8 protein-coding genes are annotated in these 11,407 nt (G+C 69.4%); 5 read left to right on the forward strand and 3 right to left on the reverse strand.

Annotated features, from left to right (window positions below; genetic code table 11):
* Positions 1 to 21 precede the first annotated feature (21 nt).
* The 4 genes from D7V88_RS32525 (at position 22) to D7V88_RS32540 (ending at position 7,266) form a co-directional block, all read left to right on the forward strand.
* Positions 22 to 1,389: a sigma-54-dependent transcriptional regulator gene (locus D7V88_RS32525; RefSeq protein ID WP_120544519.1), complete on the forward strand. Its 1,368-nt coding sequence runs from the start codon at positions 22 to 24 to the stop codon at positions 1,387 to 1,389.
* 167 nt (positions 1,390 to 1,556) lie between these two features.
* Entirely contained in the window at positions 1,557 to 2,882 is a 1,326-nt protein-coding gene (locus D7V88_RS32530; protein WP_120544512.1) for a TolC family protein, read from the forward strand.
* Between the two features lie 33 nt (positions 2,883 to 2,915).
* The gene (locus D7V88_RS32535; RefSeq protein ID WP_120544513.1) at positions 2,916 to 4,109 is read left to right on the forward strand and encodes an efflux RND transporter periplasmic adaptor subunit; all 1,194 of its coding nucleotides are present in this window, start codon (positions 2,916 to 2,918) and stop codon (positions 4,107 to 4,109) included.
* Between the two features lie 22 nt (positions 4,110 to 4,131).
* Positions 4,132 to 7,266 carry an efflux RND transporter permease subunit gene (locus tag D7V88_RS32540; RefSeq protein ID WP_120544514.1) on the forward strand — a complete coding sequence of 1,045 codons (3,135 nt, stop codon included), beginning with the start codon at positions 4,132 to 4,134 and terminating at the stop codon, positions 7,264 to 7,266.
* A 3-nt stretch (positions 7,267 to 7,269) separates the two neighbouring features.
* Here the strand turns inward: D7V88_RS32540 and D7V88_RS32545 are convergent, their stop codons facing one another.
* Both D7V88_RS32545 and wecB read right to left on the reverse strand, forming a co-directional pair.
* The gene (locus D7V88_RS32545) at positions 7,270 to 8,295 is read right to left on the reverse strand and encodes an RluA family pseudouridine synthase (protein WP_120544515.1); all 1,026 of its coding nucleotides are present in this window, start codon (positions 8,293 to 8,295) and stop codon (positions 7,270 to 7,272) included.
* A gap of 107 nt (positions 8,296 to 8,402) precedes the next feature.
* Entirely contained in the window at positions 8,403 to 9,524 is a 1,122-nt protein-coding gene (gene wecB, locus D7V88_RS32550; RefSeq protein ID WP_120544516.1) for a non-hydrolyzing UDP-N-acetylglucosamine 2-epimerase, read from the reverse strand.
* Between the two features lie 98 nt (positions 9,525 to 9,622).
* Here wecB and kdsB point away from each other — a divergent pair, with 98 nt between their 5' ends.
* Positions 9,623 to 10,360 carry a 3-deoxy-manno-octulosonate cytidylyltransferase gene (kdsB, locus tag D7V88_RS32555; protein WP_120544517.1) on the forward strand — a complete coding sequence of 246 codons (738 nt, stop codon included), beginning with the start codon at positions 9,623 to 9,625 and terminating at the stop codon, positions 10,358 to 10,360.
* A gap of 31 nt (positions 10,361 to 10,391) precedes the next feature.
* Here the strand turns inward: kdsB and D7V88_RS32560 are convergent, their stop codons facing one another.
* On the reverse strand, positions 10,392 to 11,240 hold the full coding sequence (locus D7V88_RS32560; RefSeq protein WP_120544518.1) for an aldo/keto reductase: 849 nt from the start codon (positions 11,238 to 11,240) through the stop codon (positions 10,392 to 10,394).
* Positions 11,241 to 11,407 lie beyond the last annotated feature (167 nt).

The raw sequence follows: 11,407 nt of genomic DNA on the forward strand, positions 1-11,407 counted from the left end.
GATGGAGGAGAAGGCCCGGTCATGAGCCTCCCCGCCCTCCTCGTGGACGACGACCGGGCCTTCTCCTCCATCGCCGCGGTGGCGCTCCAGCGCGAGGGCTTCAGCCTCACGGTGGCGCACTCGCTGCACGAAGCCCGGGCGACGCTCGCGAAGGCCACGCCCGCCCTGGTGGTGTTGGATCGCCGCCTGCCGGATGGCGACGGGCTCACGTTCCTGCCCGAGCTCAAGGCCCACGCGCCGGGAGTCGCGGTGGTGATGGTGACCGCGCACGGAGACATCGCGAGCGCGGTGGACGCGGTGCGAGCGGGCGCGGCGGACTACGTGGCCAAGCCCGTGGAGCTGGCGGACCTCGTCTTGCGAGCACGCCGCGCGGTGGATGCGGGCCGACTGCGCGACCGTCTGGAGATGGCGGAGGCGGAGCTGTCCGGCCGGCGCCGGCTGGTGCCGCCCGCGTCCGCCGCGATGCAGCGGGTGTTCGCGATGCTGGAGCGCATCGCCGCATCCCCGCGCAGTCCGGTGCTGCTGCTGGGTGAGACGGGCGTGGGCAAGGAGCAGCTCGCGAGGCATCTGCATGCGCTCGCATCGAAGGACGGTGGCGCACCCTTCGTGCACATCAACTGCGCGGCGCTGCCCGAGCAGACGGTGGAGAGCGAGCTGTTCGGCCACGAGAAGGGCGCCTTCACCGACGCGCGCACCGCGAGGCGCGGCCTGGTGGAGGTGGCGCACGGGGGCGTGCTCTTCCTGGATGAGGTGGGGGAACTGCCGCTGCCCTTGCAGGCCAAGCTGCTCACGTTCCTGGACTCGGGCCGCTTCCGGAGGTTGGGCGGCACGACGGAGCAGACGAGCACCGCGCGCATCGTGGCGGCCACCAACCGCGACCTGCCCGCGCTGATGACCGGCGGCGGCTTCCGCGAGGACCTCTGGTTCCGGCTGGGGGTGTTCCGCATCGACGTGCCGCCCCTGCGCAAGCGGCGCGAGGACATCCTCCCGCTGGCCGAAGGCATGCTGGCGGACCTGGGCCGAGAGCTGGGACGGCGCGACGTCGGCCTGGGAGCCAGGGCCCGGGCGAGGCTCGCCACCTACGCGTTTCCGGGCAACGTGCGCGAGCTGCGCAACATCCTGGAGCGGGCGCTGGTGCTGGAGTCGGGGCCGGAGCTGGAGCTGGAAGTGCTCGGAGGAGGAGCGCCCACGAACCGTGGAGCGCCGACGGAAGCACCGGCCGCCGTGGCCCCGGGAGCCTTCAGCGTGGACCAGCCCGTGCCGATGGAGGATCTGGAGCGCGCCTATGTGCGCTGGGTCCTGGAGCGATTGGGCGGGCGGCGCATGGAGGCGGTGAAGGTACTCGGGCTGTCCTATCCGACCTTCGTGAAGCGCCTGGGTGACGACTGAAGCGGTTTGAAGTTCCGCGGTCCCAGGCGTTGAAAGCTTTTTGAAGTCGGCCGGCACTTCAAGGAATTTGAAGTCGCGGCGCCGCGCATCCGAGCGGATTTGTTGAGGCCGGGTCGGGCACACGGCTTGCGAAGGGGGTCTTCCGGATTCTCACCGGAGCCTGCCTCTTGCGCCGTTCCCTGCCAGTCCTCGCCGCCTTGAGCACCCTGCTCGGTCCCACCGCGCGTGCCGAGGAACGTTCCTCCCCACCCACCACGCTGTCGCTGGCCACGCTGCCGGACGAGGACCGGCTGGCCGCGCTCCTCTGGGAACGCTCCGCCGACTTCGCGGAGGCCCGGGCGCGCATCGCCACGTCGCGCGCGGACCTCCAGCGCGCGCACCTGCTCCCCAACCCGGAGCTGGACGTGTCGATGAACACGATCCCCATTGGAGAAACGAACCCGCCCGGCCTGCGCAGGCTGGATGACATCCCCAACTACGTCGTCGGCGTGTCGGAGCTGGTGGAGCTGGGCAAGCGAGGTCCCCGGCAGGACGCGGCGAAGGCGACGCTGTCCGCCACCGCGTTGGACGTGCACGCCTCGCTGCGAACACGCACCTACGACGTGCTGGAGCGCGCGGCGGAAGTGGCCACCACGGAGGTGCGCATCGCGGAGCTGCGGAAGCTCACCGAGGACGCGCTGAAGCTCACGGAGCTGCAACGCGCGAGGCAGCAGCACGGCGACGCGGCGGGGCTGGACGTGGATCGCTCCACGCTGGAAGCCCAGGCGCTGGAGACCTCGCTGGGCGAGGAGCAGGTGAAGCTCGCGGATGCGCTCATCGCCTGCGCACAGCTCGCGGGCCTGCCGTGTGAACCGTTTGGAGCAAGAGAACCAGCGGCGGCCTTCCTCGAGGCGCGTCTCGACCGGGCCTCCGTGCCGAGCGCCATCGATTCGAGACCCGACCTGCGGGCCCTCGGAGCGCAGCAGGACGCGGCACAGGCCTCGCTGAAGTTGGCGAAGCGCCGCTGGATTCCCGACCCGACGGTGCGCGCGGGCTACACGCGCGACCAGTTCATGATCTCCGGCAACCAGAAGAACTCCCTCTTCGTGGGCCTGTCGATTCCCCTCCCCTTCTTCGACCACGGGCAGGCGGATGCGCACGAAGCCAGCGCGAGCGCCGAGTCCGCCAGGGTCGCGCGTGAGCTGCTCGCGGCCCAGGCGAAACGAGAGGCGGAGGTGTTGGGCCACCAGTTGCGAGCGGTGCAGCAGCGACGCGACCGGCTGCACACGCAGACGCTCCCCCTGGCCGAGGGCGTGGTGCAGCGGTTGGACGCGGCGGTGAAGGCAGGAGGCGCGGCGTTGCAGGACCTGCTCCTCGCGAGGCGGACCTACGGAGAGCTGCTGTTGCACGCGGCCGACCTGGATCAGACCGCCTACCGGCTCACGGTCGCCATCGACCGGACGAGCGCCGCCGGCCCACGCGCCCCCGACATCCTGACCCATCCCAAGTCCTGATTCCCGTTCCCCCATTTCCCGAAAACCCTCCCCATGAACACCCCCGACACCTCCGCCGCATCGACGCCCGCGATCTCCGCCCCTCGCCGCACCCCGGTCTGGATGGCCTTCGCGGGAGCGGGCCTCTTGAGCACCGGAGTGCTGCTGTACGTGCTCGCTCCCACCGACTCCGTGGCTGAGAGCCAGACCTCCATCCCCGGCCCCACGGTGAAGGGCGAAACGGTGCACCTGCCGGACGACGCACCGCAGTGGCACTACGTGCAACTCGCAGTGGCCTCCGAAGGCAGCGCCCTCACACCCCTGCCCTCCCCCGCGCGAGTGCAGTTCGACGAAGCACGCACTGCTTCCGTGGGAGCGCCCCTCTCCGGCCGCGTGGAGGAAGTGAAGGTGCGCCCCGGAGACCGGGTGAAGCAGGGGGATGATCTCTTCAGCGTCCGCTCCGGAGCCTTCGCGGAAATGCTGCGTGAACAGCGAGGCGCGGAGGCGGAACTCGCGGAGAAGCGCCGCAACGCCGAACGCCTCAAGGAACTGGTGGCCCTCAGAGCCGCACCGGAGAAGGACCTGCTCGCCGCGCGGACGGAGCTGCGTCAGGCGGAGCTCTCCCTGGAGGCCGCGAAGGCCAAGCAGGGCAGCCTCCGCGTGTCGTCCCGAGGAGAGAACCTCTTCTGGGTGACGGCGCCGCGCTCGGGCACGGTGGTGGATCTCGAAGTCGTGGGCAGCCAGGAGGTGACACCGGACCGTGACCGGCCGCTCGTGCGCCTGTCCGACCTGGACCAGGTGATGGTCGTCGCGGACCTCCAGGAAGCGGACGCCATGGACATGACGCAGGGCCAGGACGTGACCGTCACCACGCGCGACGGCATCGTCCGCGCCGGCAAGGTGGACCGCGTCTCGGAGGTGGTGGATCCGCTGCGTCGCACCGTGGAAGTGCGCGTGCGCGTCCCCAACGACGACCGCCGCTTCCGGCCCAATGCCTTCGTGGAGGTGACGCCCACGCCGCCCACGGGCGTCAAGCGGGTGCGCGTCCCCGACAGCGCGGTGGTGACGGACGGAGCACGCTCGGTGGTCTTCGTGGCCCGGGACGCGAACCGCCTGGAGCGGGTGGCCGTGACGCCAGGCCGCCGCCGCGACGGGGAAGTGGAGCTGCGAGGCGGGCTCGCATCCGGAGACAGGTTCGTCGCCAGGGGCGCGTTGCTCCTGGAGAACCAGATCGAACTGGCGGACTGACGCAGGGAAAGGCCAGACGCCCATGTTCGAAAAGCTCGTCGACTTCAGTCTGAAGAACCGCGCGGCGGTGGTGTTCCTCACGCTGCTGACCGCCATCTGGGGCTACTTCTGCTTCCGCGACCTCACGGTGGAAGCCTTCCCCGACCCCACCGACACCCAGGTCAATGTCATCACGCTCTATCCGGGCCAGCCGTCCGAAGAGGTGGAGCGACAGATTGGCCTGCCGCTGGAGCGCGCCCTCAACGGCATGCCGGGCCTCACCCGCCTGCGCAACCTCTCCATGTTCGGCCTGTCCTTCGTCACGTTGAGCTTCAATGACAACACGGACGTGCTCTTCGCCCGAGCCCAGGTGCTGGAGCGCCTGCGCGACGCGGAGCTGCCCCAGGGCCTCACACCTTCCCTGGGCCCGCTGGCGACGCCCATCGGTGAGATCTACCGCTACACGCTCAAGGGAGCGAAGGGCGACCCGATGCAACTGCGCACCCTCCAGGACTGGGTGGTGCGCCCCGGGCTTCTGCGCGTGGACGGCGTCGCGGACGTCGTCAGCTACGGCGGACTGCTCAAGGAAGTGCACATCCAACCGGACCCCGCGAGGCTCGCAGCGTTCGGCCTCACGCTGGACGACGTGGAGGATGCGCTGAAAGACGGCTCGGAGAACGCGAGCGGCGGAGTGCTGGAGCGAGGCTCCGAACAGTTCGTCATCCGCAGCGAAGGCCTCTTCCACACGCTGGAGGACATCCGCGACGTGCGAGTGGCCACGCACGAAGGCACCCCGGTCTTCCTCAAGGACGTGGCGGACGTGAACGAAGGCTGGTCCCCGCGTCAGGGCGTGGTCAGCCGCGACGGAGACGGCGACGTGGTGCAGGGCGTGGTGCTGATGCGCCGGGGAGAGAACCCCTCCGTGGTCCTGGAGCGGGTGCGCGACGCGGTGGCCGCGGTCAACACGCGACTGACAGCGGAGGACGCGCGCATCGACCCGTTCTACGACCGCACGGACCTGGTGAACACGACGCTGCGCACGGTGGGCCACAACCTGCTGGAGGGCGCGCTGCTGGTGACGCTGGTGCTGTTCATCTTCCTGTTGGACCTGCGGGCCGCGCTGGTGGTGGCGGTGCTGATTCCCCTCTCGCTGCTTGCCTCGTTCATCTACCTGAAGATGCGGGGCATGTCGGCCAACCTGCTGTCCATGGGCGCGGTGGACTTCGGCGTCATCGTGGACGGGGGCGTGGTCATCATCGAGAGCATCCTGTCGAGGATGTCCGGCCACCAGTACGAGGGAGAGACACCCATCGAACGCATCCAGCGCGCGACGAAGGCGGTGGTGCGTCCCACGGTGTTCGCGCTGCTGATCATCATCGCGGCGTACCTGCCCATCTTCATGTTGGAGCGAGTGGAGGGCCGCATCTTCGCGCCCATGGCGAACACGGTGGTGGCGGCGCTGCTCGGGGCGCTCGTCTTCTCCGTCACGCTCATCCCGGTGCTGGCCTCGTTCGTCTACAAGAAGCCGGTGAAGCACAGGGAGTCCCCGGTGCTGCGGGCCGCGGACAAGGCCTATGGCCCCGTCCTCGGATGGAGCCTCAAGCACCCGGCCATCGTCATCGTCGTGTGCTCGGCGGCCCTGCTCTTCGCGGGAGCACTGGTGCCGCGAATGGGCAGCGAGTTCCTCCCGGCGCTCAACGAAGGCAGCCTCTACCTGACCTTCACCATGCCCTCGAACATCTCCCTGTCGGAGGGCCGCAAGCTGGTGCCGCGCATCGAAGGCCTGCTGCGCCAGGCCCCTCAGGTGGACGGGGTGCTCAGCCAACTCGGTCGTCCCGAGGACGGCACCGACGCGAAGCTGACCAACAACCTGGAGTTCTTCGTGAAGCTCAAGCCGCCCGCCGAATGGCCCAAGAGCACACCAAAGCTCGACGACGTGCTGGCCGTCTTGCAGCGCTCGGTGTCGGAGGTCCCGGGAATGGAGGTGAGCTTCAGCCAACCCATTGGCGACAACGTGAACGAGAGCATCAGCGGCCAGAACGGGCAGCTCGCGGTGAAGCTCTTCGGAGACGATCTCCAGGTGCTCCAGGCCTACTCCACGAAGGTGAAGAACACGCTGGCGAAGGTGGACGGAGTCGCGGACCTGGGCATCGTGAAGAGCGGAGAGGTGCCCAGCATCCAGGTGACCCCGGACCGCGTGGCCCTGGCCCGCCACGGCATGTCGCTGGGCGACTTCCAGCACGTCTTCCAGACGGCGGTCGGAGGCCGTCCGCTCAGCGAGTTCTGGGAGGGCGAGCGCCGCTTCGACGTGGTGATGCGCCTGCCCATGTCCAGCCGCGACGACGTGGAGAAGATCTCCCACCTGCGAGTCCCCGTGGAGGGCGGAGTCCTCGTGCCGCTCAGTGAGCTGGCCAAGGTGAAGACCGGCTTCGGCCGCGCCTCCATCAACCGCGAGAACGGCCGGCGCTACATCGGCGTGCGAATGAACGTGCGAGGCCGCGACCTGGGCTCCTTCGTGAAGGACGCGCAGGCCCGAGTGGAGAAGGAAGCTCCGCTGCCGCCCGGAACCAGCATCGAGTGGGGCGGCGAGTTCGAGAGCAAGGAGCGAGCGATGAACCGGCTGCTCACCGTGCTGCCGGTGGCGCTCATCCTCACGCTGCTGCTGCTCTTCAAGGCCTTCAACTCCTTCGGCCGAGCCGTGGTGACGCTGCTCAACGTGCCCTTCGCGTTGATGGGCGGCGTGTTCGGCCTGTACTGGGCGGGCATGCCACTGAGCGTGGCCGCGGCGGTGGGATTCATCGCGCTCATCGGACAGGCGGCGCTCAACGGAGTGCTGGTGATGAGCGCCATCGCGGAGCGGCGCGAGGCCGGCGAGTCCCTGGACGACGCCATCCTCCACGGCAGTCGCGAACGCTTGCGCCCGGTGTTGATGACGGCGGCGCTGGCGGCGCTGGGCCTCGTCCCGGCGTGTTTGAGCAATGGGATTGGCTCGGAGATGCAGAAGCCCCTGGCCATCGTCATCGTGTCCGGAACCATCTCCGCGTGCGCCCTGACGCTGGTGCTGTTGCCGGTGCTCTTCCGTGTCTTCGCCCGCTTCACGGAGCAGTTCGTGGACCGGATGCCCCCGCAGTTGCTGCGCGTGGTGCCCGGCGCGAAGAACCTGCGCAAGGCGAGCTGAGCCTCAAGGCGTGGAAGGCTCCGGCGCCGAAGGGGCCGGGGTCTTCCCCGCGATGAAGTCCACCAGGTCCAGAGGCAGCGGCGAAACGAAGGTGACGGGCTCGCCGGTGCCCGGGTGCGGGAACGTGATGCGCTCCGCGTGGAGCGCATGCCGGGGCAGCCGCAAGCGCACCCAGGCCTCGGGCTCCAGGGTGTGCTTGCTGAAGCGGTCGAAGTAGCCCGGGTCCGGGCCGTACATCTTGTCCCCCACCAACGGGAAGCCCGCGACATGGAGGTGGATGCGGATCTGATGCTGCCGCCCCGTCTCCGGAAAGCAGCGCAGGAGCGCGAACGGCGCGCCGTCATGCACGAAGCGCTGGAGCACCTGGAAGCGCGTGCGGCTGGGTTTGCCCAGCACCGGGTCGATGCGCACGGCGATGCGGATCAGGTCCGTGCCCTCCGCGATGGGAGCATCCACGTGGAAGGTGTCCTCGGAGGGATGGCCTTCACACAGCGCGAGGTATTCCTTGTGCACGTCGCGCGACACGAACAGCCCGCCCAGCACGCGGCACGACTCCGTGGTGCGGCCACACACGACCAGTCCGCTCGTCTCGCGGTCCAGCCGGTGCGCGGGCTCCGCGAAGCGCTCCCCGAAGCGCTCGCGCAACAGCGTGACGAGGGTGCCCTTGTGGTAGCGCGCGGTGGGATGGATGGGCAGCCCCGCCGGCTTGTCGAGCACCAGCAGCCAGTCATCGGAGAAGACGACGGGCAACTCCGTGGGCGTCGCGGGCTCCTGGCTCGAAGGGCGGCGGATGCGGAACGTCAGCCCCGGGTACACGGGCGTGGAGGGCTTGAGCCGGTACTCGTCGCACAGGACGCCGCGCAGGATGATGCCGCGCACGCGCTCCAGGTCCATGCGACGGATCTTCTCGCAGAGGTAGCGGTCCAACCGCCACCCGGCGTAGTTCGGCTCGACGACGAACGGGATGTCCACGTAGCCGTCAGGCACATCCGTGGCGGCAACCGGAGCGGTGTCTTCGTCTTCACGCATGACGTTCCGCGCCGCTTAGCACGCCTGGAACGCGAAAACCGCCAGGCCCCCGCGCACGAAGACGCGAGCACCCGGCGGCCTGACTGCTTGAAGCAAGGCGCGTCAACTCACCCGAAGGCGCGCTTCTGCTCCACGCCCAGCACGCGCGCGTACAGGTCCGCGATGCGCTCGCCGGTGCGGCCGTCCCACAGCTCCGGCACGCGGCCCTTCTTCACGTCGCCGGACAGGACGCGGTCCGCGGCCTCGCGGATGCGCACGGGGTCGGTGCCCACCACCTCGTTGGTGCCCACCTCCACGGTGACGGGGCGCTCGGTCTCCTCGCGAAGGGTGAGGCACGGCACGCCCAGCGCCGTGGTCTCCTCCTGCAAACCGCCCGAGTCCGTCATCACGAGCTGCGCCTGGGACGTCAGCGACAGGAACTCCAGGTAGCCCATGGGGTCCACCAGCTTGAGGGCCGGCGTCTTCTCCAGCTCCGGGCCATGGCCCTGCTCGGAGATCATCTTGCGCGTGCGCGGGTGCACCGGGAACACCACGGGGACCTTCTTCGCCACGTGGATGAGCGTGGACAGCAGGCCCGCCAGCAGCTTCGGGTTGTCCACGTTGGACGGCCGGTGCAGCGTCGCCACCACGTAGGCCCGGGGCGTGAGGCCCAGTTGCTTCAGCGTGGGAAGCTGGTCGGCCTTCTCCTTGGAAGACAGGAGCGAGTCGATCATCACGTTGCCCACCAGATGGATGCGCTTCGGGTCGATGCCCTCCTTCAAAAGGTTCGCGTCCGCGTCGCGCGACGGCGTGAGCAGCATGTCGGAGAGCCGGTCGGTGACGACGCGGTTGATCTCCTCCGGCATGTGCCGCTCGAAGCTGCGCAGGCCCGCTTCCACGTGGGACAGCGGGATGGCCAGCTTGGAGGTGACGAGCGCCGCGGCGATGGTGCTGTTGACGTCGCCCACCACGGAGACCAGGTCCGGCTTCTCCTTGAGGAAGATCTTCTCCATCTCCACCATCATCTTGGCGGTCTGCTCGGCGTGGCTGCCGGAGCCGATGCCCAGGTGGATGTCCGGAGCGGCCATGCCCAGGTCGGCGAAGAACACGTCGCTCATCTTCGCGTCGTAGTGCTGGCCGGTGTGCATGACCAACTGCTGCAGGGAGGTACGCGCGGCGATGGCCTTGTGAATCGGGGCCACCTTCATGAAATTCGGACGCGCGCCAACGATATGGATGACCTTCTTCATGTCGCTGCGCAAGCTAGGCACGCCCCCGTTTCTGACCAGTGGCGCCAGGGCGTCAGCCGCTCTCCCCCGGGGACGGGACGTCTGATAGATGACGCCCCATGCCCGCCTCCCGGACCGTGGCCGTCATCCCCGCCCGCCATGCCAGCACCCGCTTCCCTGGCAAGCCGCTCGCCCCCATCGCTGGCCGCCCCATGGTGGAACACGTCTGGCGCCGCTGTCAGGAAGCCAACGCCTTCGACGAGGTGTGGGTGGCCACCGACGATGCGCGGATCCGCGACGTGGTGGAGGGCTTCGGCGGCCGGGCGATGATGACCAGCCCCGCCTGCCCCACCGGCACGGACCGCATCGCGGAGGTAGCCCGCGCCCGTCCGGACGTCGATGTCTGGGTGAACGTGCAGGGCGACGAACCGCTGGTGGACCCTGGCGCGCTCAAGGTGCTCGCGGCCCTCTTCCAGGACGACACCGTCCACATGGGCACGCTGGTGCGTCCCCTGGAGCCGGACGAACTGGAGAACCCCAACGTGGTGAAGGCCGTGCTCGCGCTCAACGGCGACGCGCTCTACTTCAGCCGAGCCCCGGTGCCCCACGTCCGCGAGCCCGGCACGCCCGTGCAACGCCACGCCCACCTGGGCCTCTACGGCTACCGGCGCGACACGCTGCTCAAGCTCGCCACGCTCAGCCCCACCCCGCTGGAGGAGGCGGAGAAGCTGGAGCAACTGCGCGCCCTGGAGCACGGCCTGCGCATCCGCTGCGCCCAGGTGTCCTGGCGCACGGTGGCGGTGGACGTGCCGGAGGACGTGGCCCGCGTGGAGGCCCTGCTGCGCGAGCGCGGCTGAAGCGCCCGCGCGGCCGGCCGTGAACGCCAGCTCAGATGCTCGGCAACTCGTCCGGTTCGTCGCCCCGGGGGAACGCCGCGTCGACGCGCCTCAGCTCCTCCGGCGTCAGCTTCAGCGACGCCGCCTTCGCGTTGTCTCGCATGTGGGACTCATCGCTGGCCTTGGGGATGGCGAACATCGACGACCCGCGCACCAGGAACTGGAGCGCCACCTGGTACGGCGTCACGCCATGCGCCTGCGCGATGGACGCCAGCACCTTGCCCCCCGTGCTGGAGGGCTTCGGGAAGCGACCGTTGCCGAACGGGCTGTAGGCCACCACCGCCACGCCCTCGGCCTCGCACCAGGGAATGACGGTGTGCTCGATGGCGCGCTCCTCCAGGTGATACAGCACCTGGTTGCACGCGATGCGCCCCGGCCCCGCGATGGCCAGCACCTCTTCCAGCTCATCCACCGCGAAGTTGCTCACGCCCCAGGAGCGGATCTTCCCGTCCGTCACCAACTGCTCGAAGGCCTCCACCGTGCCCTCCAGCGGGTGGGAGCCGGGCCAGTGCAACAGGTAGCAATCCAGCCGGTCCGTGCGAAGCCGCTTCAGGCTTCGCTCGCAGGCCGCCACGGTGCCACTGCGCGTCGCATTGGACGGCATCACCTTGGAGACGAGGAACACCTCGTCGCGCCGGCCCGCGATGGCCTTCGACACCAGCGCCTCCTCCACCCGGCCCTGGCCGTACAGTTCGGCGGTGTCCAGGTGGGTGAGGCCCAGGTCCAGACCCGCACGCAGGGAGCGGATGGCCCCTTCCGCGTCGTCGCTCTCCATCTGCCAGGTGCCCTGACCGATGACCGGCACCTTCACCCCGGTGTTGCCAAAGACGCGCTTTTCCATGGCCGCTCCCTCGCGATGGGACCCCACCCCGGAAATAGCACCCCGGCCACGAAGCCGCCGAGGACGACGAGGGCATCCCCCTGGAGACCATCCGCGCCAGCCTGCCGCCCGGCGTGTTGCGCCGCCTGGGCTGGGACTGACGACACGCGCTGTTGGGATGCGGGGCC

The sequence above is a fragment of the Corallococcus terminator genome, from assembly GCF_003611635.1.
In the GTDB taxonomy this organism is placed as follows: domain Bacteria; phylum Myxococcota; class Myxococcia; order Myxococcales; family Myxococcaceae; genus Corallococcus; species Corallococcus terminator.

Bases quoted from the DNA above. Each gene is read 5' to 3' on its own strand.
- D7V88_RS32525 (WP_120544519.1), top strand. From the start codon at position 22: ATGAGCCTCCCCGCCCTCCTCGTGGACGACGACCGGGCCTTCTCCTCC.
- D7V88_RS32535 (WP_120544513.1), top strand. From the start codon at position 2,916: ATGAACACCCCCGACACCTCCGCCGCATCGACGCCCGCGATCTCCGCC.
- D7V88_RS32540 (WP_120544514.1), top strand. From the start codon at position 4,132: ATGTTCGAAAAGCTCGTCGACTTCAGTCTGAAGAACCGCGCGGCGGTG.
- D7V88_RS32545 (WP_120544515.1), bottom strand. From the start codon at position 8,295: ATGCGTGAAGACGAAGACACCGCTCCGGTTGCCGCCACGGATGTGCCT.
- wecB (WP_120544516.1), bottom strand. From the start codon at position 9,524: ATGAAGAAGGTCATCCATATCGTTGGCGCGCGTCCGAATTTCATGAAG.
- kdsB (WP_120544517.1), top strand. From the start codon at position 9,623: ATGCCCGCCTCCCGGACCGTGGCCGTCATCCCCGCCCGCCATGCCAGC.
- D7V88_RS32560 (WP_120544518.1), bottom strand. From the start codon at position 11,240: ATGGAAAAGCGCGTCTTTGGCAACACCGGGGTGAAGGTGCCGGTCATC.